The sequence below is a fragment of the Flammeovirga pacifica genome, assembly GCF_000807855.2.
Lineage (GTDB): Bacteria > Bacteroidota > Bacteroidia > Cytophagales > Flammeovirgaceae > Flammeovirga > Flammeovirga pacifica.
In genome coordinates this window covers 859,438-878,491 of record NZ_JRYR02000002.1, presented here as the reverse complement: position 1 = coordinate 878,491, position 19,054 = coordinate 859,438, and the positions used below count along the sequence as shown (strand labels likewise).

Genomic DNA, 19,054 nt, shown 5'->3' with positions numbered 1-19,054 from the left:
CCAAAAATATTATAAGCATATCGTTTAAAAAGAATTATTCAAATCATTAAAAATAGATAATGAGGGGGAAAAATATATTAGTCCTCTTGATTTTACTACACACTTTTTATCATCTTTCTTCAGCACAGACATCTTTATCTGACGAGATGATTCAAACCGTTCTAAATCTTGAGAAGAGGCCTTTGAAAAGTCAAGTAGACAGTTTAGGAGAAAATATTCCTAAGATTTCTATTAGTAAATCTTATGCTGATAGAATTGTTCTATTAGAAAGTAAGAGTCAAGAATTTGAAAAACGAAAACGATATGAAGAAGCTACAAGAGGTATTAATGAGATAGCTACAATATATTGGGAACATTTTTATTTTTCTGAGGCACGAGCTTATTTTCATCAATCAATAAGATTAAATAATAAAATAGGTAATCATAATGGTATTGGTAAGTTAAATAACAATATCGGAATGATCTGTTTTGATTATAGTGATTACGAATTAGCCTTAGAATATTTTAATATCACTTTAGATCAAAGAAAAAAAGATGTAAAACAAAAAGACCCTTTGTTATCTTCCCTTACCAATGTGGCTCTAACACTCAATAAATTAAAAAGATATAATGAAGCAATTGTTGAGTTAAAATCTGCTGAAAGGGTAGCTCATGAAATGAATGAACCAGAAAGAATACGCACAATTTATGGTATGCTTTCAGAAACTTATGATAAAGCAGGAGATTCCAAAAACGCTCAAAAGTATTTTGAACTTTATCGTACATTTCATGAATTAATACTTAAACAGAAAGAAGTAAAAATTGAACAAAGTATCAGAGAGTCTGAGCTTGAAAAAAAACTATTACAATTAGAAAAAGAAAACAAAGAATTACAGTTAGTTAAAACTCAACAAGAACTTTTAAAGACTGAAAATCAATTAGCTGAAAGCGATTCAACCAATTTGCATCTCACTAAAGTAGCAACAAAAAAAGAGCTTCAAATTTTAACGTTACAGCAAGAAAAAGAAATACAACGACTTGAATTAAAAGAACAAGATTATTTACACGAGTCGGAACAAAAAGAAACAAGAACAAAACTTAATGCTCTTTTTGTGTTCATCATTTTTCTTATTGTTATCGCTATTTTGATTTATAGAAGTTACTTTATAAAACAAAGAGCCAATAAAAAATTGGCAATACAACAAAAGAAGATTCTTCACCAAAAGAATCTTTTGGAGACTCAGAACGAAAATATCACACAAAGTATTGCCTATGCTGCATATATTCAAAAAGCAGTGTTAGAAGAAGTCTCAGAGTTAAATAATTATGTAAATGATTCCTTTATCTTATTTGAACCAAGAGATCTTGTTTCAGGCGATTTTTATTGGTTTAAAGAAATAAAAACTACATCAGATAATGGACAATCATCAAATAAGACAATTATTACTGCAGCAGATTGTACAGGACATGGTGTGCCAGGAGCAATTATGTCTATGATTGGGGTGAAATTAATGGATCAAGTAGTTTTAGAAGAACACATTACGCAACCTAATCAAGTATTAGAGAAATTGCATACAGGAATTGTGGAATCTCTTCATCAAGAAGCAACTAATATACATGACGGTATGGACTTAGCTTTCATTAGTATCGATCATCAAAATAATACATTCGAATTTGCTGGTGCTAAAAACCCTTTGATATACATTGCTGATAATGAGTTGTATCAGATTAAAGGAGATAAGAAATCAATTGGCGATCAGTTACATAATCAATATATAGAATATACGAACCATAAAATAGAGATAAGTACTCCTACTTGGTTATATATCTTTTCTGATGGTTTTAATGATCAGTTTGGAGGAGAAAAAGGAGGGAAATTTATGATCAAAAGACTGAAGAAAATTTTACTCGAAAATCATCAAAAATCAGGTAAAGAACAATATGAAATATTGAAGAAAACTTTATCAGAATGGATGGGAGAAGAAGATCAAGTAGATGATATTCTTGTTATGGGAATAAAAATATTACCGGCCTAATTATTACTATCATGAAATTAACATTTACAGTATTATTTTACTTTTTGATATATCATTTGATGGCTCAAGAAGTTCTAAATCATGAAAAAAAATCTCATGTAGATTCTTTAAATCGTTTCTATCAACAAGCGGATTTACCTTTGTACCTTTTTGTAGCTACTGATAAAAAGGGTACAGACCTGCATCAAATGTCTATGAAAACAAATGGGGAAATGAGGAAGGAGCCCGTATTTCTTGATGGACATGGGTTACATTCTTTCAAACACTTTGATGAAGTCGATAAAATAGAACAACGTTTTTATATTTATGCAGATGGAGAGGCTCCAAAAACTACCCTCAACTTTTCAGGAGCGAATAGATATATGAATCATGAAAGAGTAATTTTTTATGGACAAGGATTGTTTACATCCTTAAATTCTGAGGATGGTATGTCGGGCTTAGATAGTATATTTTATTCTATTAATGAGATAAGCTACCAACCTTATCAAGGTCGAATAGATTTTGATCAAGAAGGATCGTATAATTATAAATACTATGCTACTGATAAAGTAGGAAATATAGAGACCGTCAAGGAAGCGAAATATATTGTAGATTTATCTACTCCGAATAGTAATTATGTGATCAATGGCGTTTCTGTAGGGAATACTATATCATCAAATACTAAGCTATTTTTAGAAACAATAGATTCTTTATCAGGTGTAAAAGCGTTGAAATATAAGTTTAATGATGAAGAATTTAAAGATGTGAATGTACAAGAACCGTTAGATTTCGCACATCTTGAAGATGGAGATCATGTCCTCACCTTTTTTGCTGAAGATAATGTAGGCAATATTGAAACTGTTGAGAAATTTGAATTCTATCTTGATAAAAGTGCACCAATTACGGCAGCAGATATTATTGGAGATAGGTTTTTAGTAAATGGTAAATTATTCTTTTCAGGAAGAACCAAATTAAAAATTACAGCAGTAGATAATAAAGTAGGCGTCAGAGATGTATTGTACTCAGTAGATGATGAAGATTTTAAATCATACAATGATCCATTTTATCTTCCTTCTAAAGCGGGAGAACATGTTGTTCGCTTTTTTTCAATAGATCATTTACAAAATCAAACCGATGCAGAAAAAGATGCATTCTTACATAAAGTAAGTAAATTTTATGTCGATTTAGTTGGGCCTAACTTATCACATCTTTTCGAAGGTCCAACTTTTGAAAAAGAAGATACGGTATTTATAAGCGATAAAACGAGATTGGTTTTAAATGCAAAAGACAATGAATCTGGACTACAATATATTGCATATAATATCAATGGATCAAGTAAAGAAAAGGAATATGATAATGGAATCACACTAGATAAAGAAGGGTTACATACGGTAGATTATCATGGGTATGACAATGTTAATAATCGAAATACTAATTCTGTAACTTTTATGGTTGATTTAGAAGGTCCAGATGTGTATCATCATTTTTCTATTGATGATATCGGAAAAGATAATCAAAGTAAATTGTCATTATATCCTCATTATGTTTCTGTTTTTTTAGCAGCTACTGATAAACATACAGGATATAAAAGAATGTATTACAGTATTAATGGTAAACAAGAACAGCCCTATATTGGCGTAATTGACGGTTTTAAAAGAAATAAAAAGTACAATATTAAAATTAGATGTCTTGATAAATTGGATAATGAAAAAGAATATAATTTTGCTTTTAAGACAGTAAAAAAGAAAGAGGAAACACAAGAATAATTAAGTATAGTTTATTGATATCAACCAGGAAATTTAAAATATTTAAGAGCATTAGGCTGTATTGAATCAAAAGGCAAATCATTATGTGATTTGCTTTTTGTTTGCCCTGCAATCAAACCTATCATTCAGCTTACAAGAAAGCTGAATCGCCATGGGTGGGAAGAAAATGAGATCTCAAGAGTGCATCAGTTATAAAGGCACGTTGAAACTCAAAAGGTGCTTACTGGACGAGAAACGGATTGTCTACTCACCCCAATAAGATCTCCCAATTCTTGCATGGTCAATATGTTGGGAAGGTAATCAGATTGGATCTGATCAATGGATACTTTCTGAAAATAGATCTTACAAATTTGTTCAATTTTAGTAAGGATAGATTTCTGATTGACCAACGCCAATTTCTTTTCGGCAATACACCACCTTTTCACCAAATAGTATTTAAACCAATCAGACAATCGGTGGTCTTGTATAATAATATCCCTAAAAAATTGATGTTCAATTTTAAGTAAAGTACTTGTCGTGAGTGCTTTGGAGAATTCATAAAAGTTACCACTTTCTAAATACTTCAGGTTGCCAAAAATATTGTTTTTACCTAAAATATCGTAAGTAACACAATTGCCATCGTGGGTATATTCTCCAAGACTAACGCCTCCCTCTATTACATAATAAATATGTAAAGTGGTGGTAGAGGGTTGATAAATCATTTCCCCTTTTTCCACCGTTATTGTTTTAAAAAAAGGCTTGTGGTCAACATTCTCATTTAAATATTGGTGTAAACAAAATGATTTATAGTTAGAATTTGTCATGGATAGTTAATGCTTAATTGGATTTAATTTATCATTAAAGCTATTCAAAATATTACGGATAGTAGAAGGAATAGCATTCCTATTGAGAATTATTTAGTCACTGTTTTCCTTTGCATAATACTGGTTACTTTCAGGCAATTTAAAAGCAATTTAGAAAGAGATTTATTAACTTTATAGTAATATATACTTTTGGGTTTGAGTGATCAATTCTGAAATTTATGTTATAAACAACTTACTTAAATTTTACCTCCAATGAAAACTCTCTATTTATTTTTCTTTCTTCTAATTTCGGATGTTATCTATTCTCAATCCATCACCAATTACCATTTAGGAGATAATTTCACAAGCAGTTAGGACATGATTTTCACCCGTGTGGGAAATCTAGACGGCGTCATTTTTATATATACAGATGATAATGATAAGATTACCTCTATCGGTTTTGTACCTTCTTATGATGGTCATTCAACACGACTAATAGAGGAAAAAGACTTTCGCGATTTTATGTACAATTTGAGGAAAATGTATAACACAAATTTTGACAGAAATATACAGAATTGGCGGAAGAAACATCATTATGTAACACGATTGGATAAGGAAACAAAGTTGGTCGTAACCATAGATGACTTTACAGAAAGTAACTATGCTAAATTATCTTTGATGATTAATCGGGTAAAGAAGTAGAAACTTCCCTAATAAGCCTTACTTAAATCAACATTAAGCATATTATACAGTATTAAGATACCTTTGTCAAAAACTAAAAAGCAGAACAGAGACTCGTATCCTCATTTTCCCAAAACTAAATTCGTATTATAAAGTATATTGAACTTTTGTTAACGTTTACCCAATGTTGAATTATGATTTTTTAGTTCATAATAAATCATTTATTTTTGATTTATTAAATATAAAACCAAGAAATAAATGAATTTTAAGAAAACCCTAGTATTAACTCTATCAACATTGTTTTGTACACTAACAACTAAAGCACAAGAATTGCCAGAAGTGGGTAGTTGGTATGTGTATAATGGATTCTTCAAATTTTCTCCTAAGTTTGAAATTTTCTTTGAGACACAAGCAAGAACTTATGATGTAGTCACTGATGTTCAAAGTTTCTTTGTTCGTCCTTTCTTTTGTTATAATGTGACAGACAATTTTCAATTGGCGGTATCTCAAGAATATCACCACAATAATCCTTATGAACCTGTGAATCCTGATGGCGTTTCATCATCGGAATACAGAACCACATTTCAAGGCATTACTTCCCAAAAAATTGGGCGTTTTTCTTTGCAACATAGATACAGATATGAATTAAGATCTTTGGAAAGTGGTTTAGCACAAAGAGGTAGATATAGAGCACAAGTTGGAGTGCCTATTTCTGATAAGACTATGCATCAAGGAGTTGTTTTTGGTACATTTGGTAATGAAGTTTTGGTAGATATTGATCCTAACACTCAATTGAATCAAAACCGTGCGTATGCAATGTTAGGTTATCAATTTTCAAAAACAATGAACCTGCAAGCAGGATACATGTACTTATCAAAAAATGGTCATCCTAATGAACATAGATTACAGTTTTTCTTAACGCATAAATTAGCTTTTTTTGAGAACTAATTCGATTTAGAAAATACAAAATTAAGGTTGTCTTGTAATGTATACAGGCAACCTTTTTTTGTTTCATATCAGCTAGGTATCTTTATTAAAAATATTTTTTTTGAAGAGAAACATTATTGCTGTCTGTTTTTATCAATGTTGTATTACAAATATCATTTTTAATATCTAATTTAGGGTTACTAAACTAATAAATCCCTTCTATAGAAAATGAAGAAGAAGAATTATGAATAGCATCCAAAAAATAGAAACAAGTACGTTAAGAATAATTGCAGTTGTTAATTTGTTAATGGCTTTTGCAGGATGGTATACCTATGATGTTACCGCTTCAGAAGCAATGTTATTGGATGGTAATTTCTCTTTTATAGCTGTATTAGTAACCATAGCGGCAGAATTTATTTCACGATCTAAGCATCAAAGAACAGCTACTTTCCCTTTTGGTAAATATTCTTATGAAGCCTTTTTTGTGCTATTTAAAGGCTTTTTGATTTTGGGGATTATTTTAGGAGCCACTTTTCAGAATACCATAAAAATCTTAGATTATATAACAGGGGAGGAAATATCCATAATCAAAACTGGACCTATTGTATATTATATTATTGGAATGGTTATTCTTTGTTTTGGAATGGCATTTTTTGCTAAGAAACAAAATATCAAAATGAATAATCAGAGTGATATTTTAAGAGTTGAGGTAGCTTCATTAAAATTAGACGGCTATTTATCCCTGTTTTCAGGGGCAGCCTTAGTTGCTTTTTCTTTCATCAATGAAGGCTCCTTCTTCGGCTTTTTAAGGTATACAGGAGATGCAATTATAGTGCTTTTGATGTGTGTAATGATGATCAAAAGTCCATTGAATATTATAAAAGATGCTTTTGTAGAACTAGGTGGTGGAGTATTACAAGATAAAAACCTGAGGAACGACATTGAAGATGCAGTACTAAAGATAGTAGAAGAAGAATTTAGTGAGGTAAGTGTCTTTGTTTCTAAAACAGGAAGTAACTATTTAGTACTTGTTTACTTAGATGATGAAACAGAAAAAGTGTCCATTCATAAAGTCAAACAACTGAAAAAAGAAATAAGTACAACATTGTCGGGTCAGTTGGATTCTCTTTCTTTGGAGTTTGTTATATAAAAAAGAAGAGCCACCAAGACAAAATCCTGGCGGCTCACACACTTACGTTAAAAAGCTATGAGAAAGCAACTTTTTGTTTTTCCTTCCGGATTATTTTCTTGCTTTCTTTTCCTTTGATGATTCCTTTGTCATCATCTAACCAAACAATCGCACCGGTAGGGCATCTTTGTATCGGTTTTTGTGTAAGTTTTTCTTTATAATTTATCCTTGGTAAATTATCTATCATATTGATGCCACCTTCTGCATCCATCACGCATTTGCCACAAGCGGTACAACCCACTTGGCATTCTTCTAAAATTTCATCACCTTTTTGAAGATTTTTACAGGCTACCCAAAGTCGGTTTTCAATAGGTTCCAAAGAGAATAAACCTTTAGGACAACTTTCCACACAATCACCACAAGCAGTACATTTTTCAACATCTACTTCAGGTATACCGTGTTTGTTCATTTGAATGGCATCAAAATCACAGCTTACCGAACAGTCTCCTAAACCTAAGCAACCCCAAAAACACCCTTTTTGACCACCTGAAATTAGTGAAGCTGCAGAACAAGAAGACAAACCTTGGTATTCAGCTCTATCCACGGCAACATTACTACCACCCTGACAGGCCAAACGAGCTACAATTTTATCCTCATCTCCTAAAGCTACTCCTAAATAATCTGCAATGGCGTTTTTCCCTTCTTCAGAATTAACGGTACATTTACCAGGTAAAACTTCACCTTTCACAACTGCTTCAGCAAAAGTTCTACAGCCAGGCATTCCACAAGCACCACAATTGGCTTTGGGAAGCAAATCATCTACGACATCTATTCTAGGATCTTCAAAAACATATAATTTCTTATTCGCTACAATCAGCATTATGGCCAATAGTAAGGTGAGGCCACCTAATGCTGCTAATGCTGTTATTATACTCATAAAGTTTAATTAGGAGTTAGAAACTAGGAATTAGAAGTTCAGTTATAGAAAATCTATCTTTCGAAGAACAACTTTATCCTAGTTCCTAACGAATTAATAAATTACTTCTGCCCACTTACCGCCAGCAATAAGCTCTTTTTTTCTAGTTTCCCATTTTTGTTTTGAACCTAAAATATTGGCAAAAGCGATATCTAATTTTTTCATTACATCTTTATAGCCTGCTATATAAACGTGAGTATTATTCATGGCTAAAAGTTGTTTGATTTCGTAAGCACGACCTTCAAGTACTTGATCTAAATTGATCGGGTCTTGCCATTTTGGTCTTGGACTTACAGCTTGTAAAGCCTCAAAAGAAGTTTGATCATAATATTGGGTGAGATCGCTGTTTTTATCATTCATGTACAGCATATCTAAACCACTTTTAGCACCATAGAATAGGCGAACTTTACCTTTCCAATCGCCAATATCATTATAAATATGTTTGATAAAGGCTCTAAATGGAGCGATTCCCGTTCCCATACCTACTAAAATCATATTCGATTCTTCATCTTCAGGAACATTAAATGCTAAGTTGAAAGGTCCTGTAATTTGAATCTCATCAAGAGGTTTCAGGTCGCAAATATAATTTGATACAATCCCTTTGAAGAGCTCTCCACTGAAATCATCAACATAGCCACATCTTTTGACTAACATTTTAATTTGCAGTTTACCCCCAACAGCTTTTGGTACATCAGCCACACTATATAATCTATGATGATACGTGTTGCCAAAATCACCATTGGCTCTTACTAAAACACCAAAACTTTGATTTACTTCAATTTGGAAGTTGGGATCATCGACTTCTAACAAAATTTCTCTTACTTCATCTGTATCTTCAGGAGTAAGACGGTCCGTTTTCAGAACCAACGCTTGATAACGTTTTTCTGTAGGGTAATCGCTTAATTGTGTCATAACGTAATGTGTTGTATTAATTTTTTATCAAATGATAACTTGTTTATCTTTTTTACAGACTACTTTACATTTACAGCCTGTACATTTTGATCTGCCCGCCAAAGCATCATCGTATTGATGTTGATCTTTAAAGACCTTCGACCAACCCATTTGAACTATCATCCAAAGGAGAACGATGCAAACGACTATGATTATGGGAAGAATGTAATTCATGATTTATTGATTTTAAAAATAAGGTTGATAGAGCAAATCATTTCAGAAACCAAAACTCACTTTAGTTATTTTGAGCTTCGAATTTCTAACTCATAACCTTTACCCCAATCCTGAAAATCCCATAAAACCTAAGCTTAATATGCCTGCGATCAGAAGAGTAATTGCTGTTCCCTTTACTATTTTGGGAGTATCAGCAAGTTCGAGTTGTTCTCTTAATCCGGCCATAAGGAGTAGGGCAATGGTAAAACCAGCTCCTGCACCCAAAGCATAGACAAATCCTTCTAAAATGTTATATCCTTTAGCCGTTTGGAATAAAACTAAACCCAAAATAGCACAGTTGGTTGTGATAAGAGGGAGGAATATTCCTAGCGCATTAAACAATGCAGGACTCATTTTTTTGACAAACATTTCTACTAATTGTACCGTAGAGGCAATCACTACGATGTAACTAATTAGTTGTAAATAAGGAGCATTAATAGCAGTAAGTATACTATTGATACCGAATGCGCATAATGAACTGATCACCATAACAAAGGTTACTGCAGCGCCCATTTTTGAGGCTGTTGCTACTTTCCCAGAGACCCCTAAAAAGGGACATATACCTAAGAAGTAGGCCAGTACAAAGTTGTTGATGAGGCAGGCATTTATAAAAATGCTCCATAGTGAGGCTGTGTTCATGATTTCGCTTTTCTTTCTTTTAAATAGTTAAAGAACAGTAACCAAAAAGCGAGGGTGAAAAATCCTCCAGCAGGAAGGATCATAATGATCCAAGATTGGAAGTTTTCGGGTAAGATTTGAAATTGGAAGACTGTCCCGCTCCCAAGAACTTCTCTCACGACACCTAAACAAAGTAATGCAAATGTAAAACCTATACCCATACCTAAAGCATCCATAACAGAGTGCTTTAAAGTGTTTTTTGAAGCAAAGGCTTCTGCACGACTCAATATCAAACAGTTCACTACAATGAGTGAAATGAATGCACCTAAACTTTTATGTAACTCTACACTGATTGCTTGTATCACATAATCAATTACCGTTACAAAAGTTGCAATTATCAATATGTAAGAGGAAATACGTACTTGTTTTGGGATGAAATTTCTTAATAGTGAAATTAAAATATTTGACATCAGCAAAACAAAAGAAGTAGCTAATCCCATGGCCAAAGCATTCATAGAGGTGTTAGTCACAGCTAAAACTGGACACATCCCTAATACTTGGACAAAAACAGGATTTTCCTTCCAAAGCCCTTTAATGAACTCATCGGTACTTTTCTGCTCTCTCTTCTTTTTATTTTCTTTTACAGCGACGTTCATTTATTTATTTTTAATCAACTGATACATACAATTACTTGATGTATCAGCCTAATAAAACAACAGTCTTGGAACAAGGAATAGATGATAAGTAATAGGTAATCATTCAATATATTTTCTGCCTACCCTTAGTTTTTACTTATTATTTATTACTTATTTTTGGTCCAATCTCTTGGATACTAGAGTTAATAATATCTCCAATTGCTCGGCTGGATATTGTCGCTCCTGTAATTCCATCGATTTCCCAAGGATTGCTCTTTTCACCTTGTTTGACAGTCACAACCTCATTGGCTAGCCCTTTTTTATCGGCATTTAAAGTGACGTCTAAACTGATGAAATTCGCTAAAAAGGATTCTTGTTTCTCTATTTTATCACCCAAGCCAGGTGTTTCCTTACTTTCCAGTACTTGGAAACCAACAATGGCTTGTTTCTGTGGATCATAACCATAGAGCACCTTAATGATATCAGCATAACCTTGCCCGCTAGCTTCAATAGCATAGCCGACAAGTTGATTACTCTCATTATAACCTGCATATAGTGTTTCACCTTTTGCTTCTTTATCGACCTCGGTCAATTGACCATCAATAAATTGCATTGGTTTCATACTTTTAGCGTTCGGTATTACTTGGAAGATGGCTTTTTCTAAGGCTTCTGCTTTAAGAAATGCTCTTCTCTCTTTTGTTCCCTCAAAAATGAGGACAATAAGAAGTGCACAAAAAGCACCTATACCTACCATGGCAATCAGCATTTTTTTGCTATCTGCCCCGTTTTCTTCTGGTATGGATTGATTCGGTAGATTCATGATTTCGAAAGTTTTGAAGTTCCATAAACACGAGGTTGAATCACTCTATCCAATTGAGGAGCTAAAGCATTGCCTAATAGGATAGCATACATTACTCCTTCAGGAAGTCCACCCCATATTCTGATAATCACTACCAGAATACCAATAAAACATCCGTAGATAATGACACCTAAATTCGTGATCGGAGAACCGACCATATCTGTTGCCATAAAAAAGGCACCTAACAATAAACCTCCAGAGAATAGGATAAACCAAGGAGTAGGGTATAATTCAGGATTATATAGATACAACATTCCCGAGAATAGGAAAGCAGAGGTGAGAATTGAAGCTGGAATTTTCCAGTTCATCATTCCTCTGTAAATCAAATATAAACCACCCAAAACAATGGCAATTGCACATGTTTCTCCGGTTGATCCACTTACAAAACCAAACATTAAATCTGTTGTTTCAGCTGATATGTGATCAAACTTAAAAGCAGATAAAGGTGTGGCTCCCGAAGCACCATCAAACAATGGTTGCATGAACGGAAGTGTATATATTGATGAGGCTACCGAAGTAAATCTATCTTGCATTAATGCTGGGTACCATGTGGTAATTGCAACAGGGAAAGCTGCTTGTAAAACAGCTCGTCCAACAAGGGCAGGGTTAAAGACATTGAAGCCTAATCCACCAAATAGATATTTACCTAAACCAATGGCAATTACTCCTCCCATAAAAGTCATCCATAATGGAAAAATAGGAGGTAGGGTTAACCCCAATAATACACCAGTGATTACAGCAGAATAATCGTTTATTGTAGAGTCTTTATCCGACCATTTACATAAGAAATGCTCTGTCAGTACACAAGAAGTAACCGACATGCCAATGGTGAATAAAGCACTGAGACCAAAAACATAGATAGAAAATGCGGTGGCAGGGATTAATGCATAGACCACATTTTTCATAATCACATCTGTAGTTACCCCTTTTTTAAGGTGTGGAGATGTGCTAATATTTAATGTTTGATTACGCATGTGCTTTCGCTTTTCGTTTTCTAACAATTGATTTTGCAATACGGAAACGTTGTACTAGTGGAATATTAGATGGGCACACATAAGAACAGCTGCCACATTCAAAACAATCCATTAAATTACAATCTGATACCATCTCATCATATGCCTTTACTCTTGATAGTAAACCCATTTTTGATGGGTTTAAACTGATAGGGCAGGCATCGACACAACTTCCGCATTTGATACAAGGGAATTCTCGTTTTACATCGGGTACATCTTTATTAGTGTAGACCACAATTCCGGATGTTCCTTTAACTACAGGAATGTCCAGATTGGATATAGCTACACCCATCATCGGTCCACCAAGGTAGACTTCAGAAATTTGATCAGAAACCCCAACTTCTTCGAGCACATAACGGATAGGAGTACCTATAGGAATTAAATAATTTCCTTTTTTCTTTACTCCTGGTCCGGTAATCGTGACCACTCTTTCTTGAATACCTAAACCATGAGGTAATAACCTTCCTATTTCTGCCGAAGTTGCAATATTTACAACTACAACTCCAACATCAATAGGCAAACCACCAGAAGGTACTTCAATGTCAAGAACACTAGTAATCAACATTTTTTCTGCTCCTTGAGGATACTTTACAGGTACAACTCTTACTTCTACAGGAAGATCTTCCGGAATATTTTTTTCCAAATGATCTGCTGCATTTTGTTTATTTGCTTCAATCCCAATAATACATTTTTTAGCACCCGTAGCTTTTAATAAGTAACGGATACCCATAAACACATCATCAGATTGTTCGAGCATTACTCTATGGTCGGTAGTTAAATAAGGCTCACATTCTACTCCATTAAGGAGGAGGATATCACATTGTTTATCCTCAGGAACTTTAAGTTTTACATGGGTAGGAAAAGCTGCTCCCCCCAAACCTACAATACCCGCTTGCTGTATAGCATTTAATATTTGCTCTTTAGTAGCGTCTTGCGGATGGATAGGAATACCTTCCCTTACCTCTTGTCCAGAGTAAGGGAAAGCTTCCAAATAAACACCAGTGACCATCTTACCACTGACGGTAGGTACTTTGGTGATTTTACGAATTACCCCGGAAACCGGTGCGTGAACAGGGACAGACATAAAACCGCTAGCCTTGGCGATCATTTGGCCACGGTCTACTTCTTGTCCTTCATTCACTAATAATTCAGATGGACCACCAATGTGTTGTTCCATAGGTAGGATAAACACCGGAGAGAAAGAGAACTGTTTAATCGGCAGATCTTTGGTATCGTCTTTAAACTCCGGTGGGTGAATCCCATGTTTGAACGTATTTTTATAAAAATTAAATAACTTCATGGGTCCTTCCTTTCTAGTTCAATCTTTCCCCTCTTTTGATCCATTTTTCGATTTCCTTTTCGGACATATCCTTAGGGAAACCTGGGTGAATCACACCTTGAGAACATTTCTCTCCTGCTTTGACTAGATCGGCATATGGTCCTGCTTGAGCATTCTTAATGATGGCTTGTTTCTGAGTATTGTATTCAAACATCTTATTATTGATTTTGATACATTCATCACAACCACTACATTCTTCAGACTCTATCCAAGGAGCCATATAGTTCCCGTTATCAGCTGCACCATTTTCAACAGGTGTTGCTGATGCATCATCCTGAGGTAATACAACGTCTGCAATATCACCTGCTTCTCCGGTCGCTAATTTCATTAAACCTTGAGCAAGTTTTCCAACGATTTCCTGACGAATATGAGACTCATCTACTTCAGGGATTTCTTGTTTACCCGCTAAGTCTTTTAGCATGATCCAGAATTCTTTACGCTCAATCGCAGAATCAACAATTGGTTCAGCAATCATTACTCTTGTCAATTGCTCTTTTTTATCGACTGCCCAAACAAACGGGAATAAACCTTCTCGATCTTCTTTAGGCATTTCAATAAATTCAGCTAAAGGCACCATGTTTTCATTCCAAGTATCTCTTGGAGCCATTCTAAAGTGCTTTCTGAATCTAGCTTCAGTAATGGCAAAATCAGCGAAAGTCATATCTACTTCCATTGTTTTGTCTTTGCCATTGTCTTTATATTTCAGGGTATATTTAGGCCAGATAAGATCCATATCTGGGTTACCAGATAAATCGAAATTATCAGATGCTTTGGTACCCAAATCAGGATTGTATTTAAAGATTGGATAAGTACGAGACTCAATGGCTAACTTCGCTTGATGTGCACCTAAATCATCTGCCACACCATGTTCTGGCTGACAAGTTGTATAAACATTGAATAGGGCAGGACGTTTCGTCATTAATCCATCAATAAAGCCTTCTAACATCTGAGAAGTATTGGCTAAAGTGGATTGTAACACATAAGTATTTCTATGTGCCATTGCAATTAAACCAATCTCTTTACGAGGTTCTGCTTTACCTTTCCATACCTTACCATATTGTGCCATATCAGATACTTGACCAATAAAACCAGAGGTACAAGCTTGACCACCAGTGTTAGAGTACACTTGTGTATCTACAACCACTACCTTAATAGGTTTACCTGAGGCCATCATTCTTGATAAGTTTTGGAAACCGATGTCGTACATCGAACCATCACCACCAAGGGCTACAACTGGAGGACATAAATGCCACTCTTCATCACTAAATTGTTCCCAATTAAAGTAAGTAAAGAAATCTTTATGTTTGTCTGCATCATACGTACCGGCTAATTCCAATTCAGCTTTTCTAACCGCTTTGAAACCATCAGCCATTTTAGCCATGTGACCTTCGAAGATACCCATTGCTAATGATGTTGAATCCTGGAACAAGTGGTTGGCCCATGGGAAAGGATACGGATTGTAAGGATAGGTAGATCCCCATACCGAAGTACATCCTGTGGCATTTGTCATACCCATACTAGAACGACCTCGACCCGTTGTGCCTTGCTCATATTTCCATTTTAATTGTTTCAGCTGTGCCATCAGTTGAGTGACACCTCTAAACCATTCTTGGTCAATAGGAGCAGTACCTTTGGCAGATTCAATTCTACTTGTAATACTTGACATGGTTAAGTCTGAATCCGACATTTCAGTCACGATATCAGCCATAAGATCGGCATCATTTAAGTTGACTGTTTCCATCAACTTCAATTGGATATGCTTCTCTAATTTACCAATCAGTTCACCTATATAAGCTACATGTTTTTTCACTCTAGGCATCATCAAAGATTCTACCGTTGCAGTGAATAAATGCACTACTGATTTTTCTGAGCAACCAAGACAAGCTCCATCGCCTGAGGCCATCACAGAGTAGGCATTTTTATTTAATAGGAGGGTCTCTAATGGACCAATTTTCTCTTCTAAATCATCAATTCTGTTGTATTTAGCAGGAGTGGTTGGTAGATCTTCCCATAGGTTCCATTCATCACGAAGTTTGGCTACAGAACCATCTGTTTGTATGACTGCATGTAAAGCATCATCTTCACAGACCTTGATACATTCCATACAACCTTTACAGGTTTGAGGATTTAATGTAATACTAAATAAACCTCCACTTCCTTTTTCTTTTTTCTCATTCAATTGATAATAAGGACGAGTTAAAGCAAATTGGAAATCACCTAGTTCTTGCTTGAACCATTCCAGTTCTTGAACTTGTGCTGTTGGAGTACTAGCATCAAAAATTACCTCATCTAAGATGGCGTGTATTTGATCGTTCACTGTTACATCACCTTTCACACTGTCAAAACGCTCACGGATTTTACCGGTCATCTGACGGATCACTTTAGGTAGATGTTCTACTTTACCTTTTTTCTTTTTAACTCGTTTTACTACTGTTTCCATTACATCGTTTAAGTCGGAAACCAAGCCAGGTAAGGCCGTGTCAGGACAAACAGTATAACAGTTACCACAAGCAGTACAATTGTTAGGAATCCATTCTGGATGTTCAAAACGAATACCTGTCATATCTCTAAACAAAGAGGAAGCAGCAGGCATCACACTCAAACCAATAAACGGATCGGTGATGTTGTCGTTGCCCATTCCTCTTTGATAGAAATGACCAGTTTGCTCCCAGAAGCGGTGAACATCAGATAATTTTGATTCACTTACTGGAGACTTTTTAAGTAGAGTTGGGGTTGGGATATCTTTATGGATCTGTTCAACAAGTTGTTGTTCTGTAATGACCTTACAAGTGATTTCATGTACCTCATCGAAGCCACGTTTAACCACTCTCATGTTGTCATCAACTACTCGTTGACCTTTGCCTCCAAATTTAGATTGTAATTGATCTTGGATTGCGTCTAATAATTTATCAGCATCCAAACCTGTTTTTTCCATTAGTGGAGAAGACGAGAAAAAGGCACCTTGGAAGGCGATTCCTTGCATTCTCAATTGTAATTCAGGATCTGTAGCTTCTTCTCTCGCAATTTTGAAACCATCGATATAGAAAACATGAATGTTCTTATCAATAATTATTTTTTGATATTGACGAGGAATATCTGCCCAAACTTCTTCTTGAGTGGCCTTATCACTTTGAATAATAAAACATCCACCTTCTTTCAGACCTGCAATTGCATTTGTGTGTTTAAATACATTAGGGTCTGGAGAAAGTACAACATCCACAAAATAGTATTCGCAGTTGATACGAATTGGTTCAGGAGCGGCTGCTAAATAATAAGTTGTAGGCTGACCTTTTTTCTCAGAACCGTATTTTGGATTGGCTTTGATATCGTATCCCAAAAGATCGAACAATGTCATGGCCAAGTTTTTACCTGTAGTGATAGCTCCCCAACCACCGATAGAGTGGAAACGGACAGTCACAGCCTGTTTAGGCATTAAGTTAGGATTTTCAGAACCACGAACCGAAAGATTCTTGATGTTAGGATACGACTCCTGTATAGTTTCTTGATATTGTCTTTGCTTAGGGTTAAAAGCTTTTTCTCTTACAAAATCAATGGATAAATAGAATAGCTTTTTCTGTGCACCATCGTCCATCATATTTTCGATAGCACCAATAATACCTTCAGGTTGAAGGTCTCTTGATCCCATGCCAAATGAACCAGAATACAAAGCAGGCATTTCTTTAGGTTTATAACTGCTTAATTCTGGATATGGAAGATTTTTACTGTGCGTTCCGTTTTCTAAACATTTTGATAAAACAGAACGAACTTCTCTCATAATTGGAGCATCTTCTGCCAATGGCTGATCCAAACGTTCTAGAATAGTAACTCCTTTTTTGCCTTTTAATACTTGTGCAAGTAAATCGGCAGGGAAAGGGCGGAACATTACTAAATCGACTACACCTACTTTTATACCTCTAGTTTCTCTGATGTAATCAACTACTGCTTCGGCACTAGAAACCACACTACCTTGCCCTAGGATAAGGTAATCTGCATCTTCTACTTTATAGGTCATGACACGTTTGTATTCACGCCCTGTTAATTCGTAGAAATCTTTAAATGCCTGATCCGTAATTTCTTTAATATGATCAAAGAAGAAAGGTCTTTGAGAAGCCACAGATTGCATATACGCATCTTGGTTCTGTACAATACCCGCCATTAATGGATTATCCACATCCCAAATTTCAGGAATACGTCTACGAGTTTCTCCATAAATAATTTTTTGTGCTGGAGTAGGCGTAGGGATAATGTCGTCTGGACGACCTAAATACTCTTTGATTAATTCTCTTTCCGGAATGTTAAGAGATTCGATTAAGTGGGTTGTTAAGAACCCATCTTGTGCAATCACCCCAGGTGTTAAAGCCAACTCGGCAATTTTATGGGAAATGATATTCAAGTCGGCAACGTGTTGTGCTTTCTTGGCAAATAACTGGAAGAAACCAGTGTCATCTATGGCATGGTAGTCATCATGTCCTGCATGTACATTAAGGGTAGACTTCGTCATTGCCCTTGCGCCAATGTTTAAGACATACGTAAGTCGCTTACCAACAGCTGCATATAAAGATTCATGCATGTAGGCAATACCTTGACCTGATGAAAAATTGGCGGCTCTTTGGCCTGTCATAGATAAACCAGCGGTTACAGCTGCTGCTGCATGTTCACCTTCTGGCTCAATAAAAATTAAAGGTTTGTCTGAAATGTTTAAATGCCCTCTAGCGGCTTCTTCTGCCCAATATTCACCCATTTGAGTAGATGGAGTAATAGGATAAGCGCCTGCTGCATCTGACGATTCCCTTTCGCACATAATAGCTGCAGTGTTTCCATCCATAGCTACACGAGTTCCAGGGTACTTCGCGTTAGTTGTGTTGTTGCTCATTTTTATCTATTCGCTTTCTGTAAATGTGTATTCAAAAGATCAAAAAAAGATGTTATGCTTCAATAAAGTATAGCATCGTATTTTTGTATTTTTTATATATTTAAACTTGTAGTAATAGTTATATAAGTTGCTTTCTTCATTTTCATTTCTACGATAAATTTATCGTAAGAATCATTTTATTATAACTACAAGGTTTCGTTTTATTAGGTTGAAATAAAAGTTAGTAATTAAACTATGATAATTAACCAACTCATTATCAATATATAAGTGAGTAGTGTTATGTGTGTCGTTATTGTAT

The 19,054-nt window shown here is 35.0% G+C and carries 14 protein-coding genes; 5 read left to right on the top strand and 9 right to left on the bottom strand.

The window, feature by feature from the left end:
• Positions 1 to 86 precede the first annotated feature (86 nt).
• Positions 87 to 2,015, top strand: coding sequence for a SpoIIE family protein phosphatase (locus NH26_RS22505; RefSeq protein ID WP_199880284.1), 1,929 nt, complete (start codon positions 87 to 89; stop codon positions 2,013 to 2,015).
• Between the two features lie 11 nt (positions 2,016 to 2,026).
• Positions 2,027 to 3,760, top strand: a complete 1,734-nt coding sequence (locus NH26_RS22500) for an OmpL47-type beta-barrel domain-containing protein (RefSeq protein ID WP_139263243.1) — start codon at positions 2,027 to 2,029, stop codon at positions 3,758 to 3,760.
• A gap of 209 nt (positions 3,761 to 3,969) precedes the next feature.
• On the opposite strand, the gene NH26_RS22495 is transcribed toward NH26_RS22500, so the two are convergent.
• Positions 3,970 to 4,563, bottom strand: coding sequence for a Crp/Fnr family transcriptional regulator (locus NH26_RS22495; RefSeq protein WP_044220583.1), 594 nt, complete (start codon positions 4,561 to 4,563; stop codon positions 3,970 to 3,972).
• A 357-nt stretch (positions 4,564 to 4,920) separates the two neighbouring features.
• Here NH26_RS22495 and NH26_RS22490 point away from each other — a divergent pair, with 357 nt between their 5' ends.
• From NH26_RS22490 to NH26_RS22480, 3 genes are all read left to right on the top strand, one after another.
• A complete protein-coding gene (locus tag NH26_RS22490; protein WP_044220586.1) occupies positions 4,921 to 5,244 on the top strand; it encodes a hypothetical protein in 324 nt (107 codons plus the stop codon).
• Between the two features lie 237 nt (positions 5,245 to 5,481).
• Complete coding sequence (locus tag NH26_RS22485) at positions 5,482 to 6,171, top strand: DUF2490 domain-containing protein (RefSeq protein WP_044220589.1); 690 nt, start codon at positions 5,482 to 5,484, stop codon at positions 6,169 to 6,171.
• A 223-nt stretch (positions 6,172 to 6,394) separates the two neighbouring features.
• On the top strand, positions 6,395 to 7,300 hold the full coding sequence (locus NH26_RS22480) for a cation transporter (RefSeq protein WP_052431874.1): 906 nt from the start codon (positions 6,395 to 6,397) through the stop codon (positions 7,298 to 7,300).
• 55 nt (positions 7,301 to 7,355) lie between these two features.
• On the opposite strand, the gene NH26_RS22475 is transcribed toward NH26_RS22480, so the two are convergent.
• From NH26_RS22475 to NH26_RS22435, 8 genes are all read right to left on the bottom strand, one after another.
• Positions 7,356 to 8,216, bottom strand: coding sequence for a (Fe-S)-binding protein (locus NH26_RS22475; protein ID WP_044220595.1), 861 nt, complete (start codon positions 8,214 to 8,216; stop codon positions 7,356 to 7,358).
• 93 nt (positions 8,217 to 8,309) lie between these two features.
• On the bottom strand, positions 8,310 to 9,167 hold the full coding sequence (locus NH26_RS22470) for a ferredoxin reductase domain-containing protein (RefSeq protein WP_044220598.1): 858 nt from the start codon (positions 9,165 to 9,167) through the stop codon (positions 8,310 to 8,312).
• Positions 9,168 to 9,479: 312 nt separating this feature from the next.
• Positions 9,480 to 10,058 (bottom strand): electron transport complex protein RnfA, encoded by a 579-nt coding sequence (locus NH26_RS22460; protein WP_044220601.1) that lies wholly within the window; start codon positions 10,056 to 10,058, stop codon positions 9,480 to 9,482.
• Positions 10,055 to 10,693: an electron transport complex subunit RsxE gene (gene rsxE, locus NH26_RS22455; RefSeq protein WP_044220606.1), complete on the bottom strand. Its 639-nt coding sequence runs from the start codon at positions 10,691 to 10,693 to the stop codon at positions 10,055 to 10,057. Before rsxE ends, NH26_RS22460 begins: the two co-directional genes overlap by 4 nt.
• A gap of 139 nt (positions 10,694 to 10,832) precedes the next feature.
• Positions 10,833 to 11,492, bottom strand: a complete 660-nt coding sequence (locus NH26_RS22450; RefSeq protein WP_044220609.1) for an RnfABCDGE type electron transport complex subunit G — start codon at positions 11,490 to 11,492, stop codon at positions 10,833 to 10,835.
• Entirely contained in the window at positions 11,489 to 12,505 is a 1,017-nt protein-coding gene (locus NH26_RS22445; protein ID WP_044220612.1) for an RnfABCDGE type electron transport complex subunit D, read from the bottom strand. Before NH26_RS22445 ends, NH26_RS22450 begins: the two co-directional genes overlap by 4 nt.
• Positions 12,498 to 13,844 (bottom strand): electron transport complex subunit RsxC, encoded by a 1,347-nt coding sequence (gene rsxC, locus NH26_RS22440; RefSeq protein ID WP_044220616.1) that lies wholly within the window; start codon positions 13,842 to 13,844, stop codon positions 12,498 to 12,500. The genes NH26_RS22445 and rsxC overlap by 8 nt, the downstream gene beginning before the upstream one ends.
• A gap of 13 nt (positions 13,845 to 13,857) precedes the next feature.
• Positions 13,858 to 18,756: a 2-oxoacid:acceptor oxidoreductase family protein gene (locus NH26_RS22435; protein ID WP_044220619.1), complete on the bottom strand. Its 4,899-nt coding sequence runs from the start codon at positions 18,754 to 18,756 to the stop codon at positions 13,858 to 13,860.
• Positions 18,757 to 19,054 lie beyond the last annotated feature (298 nt).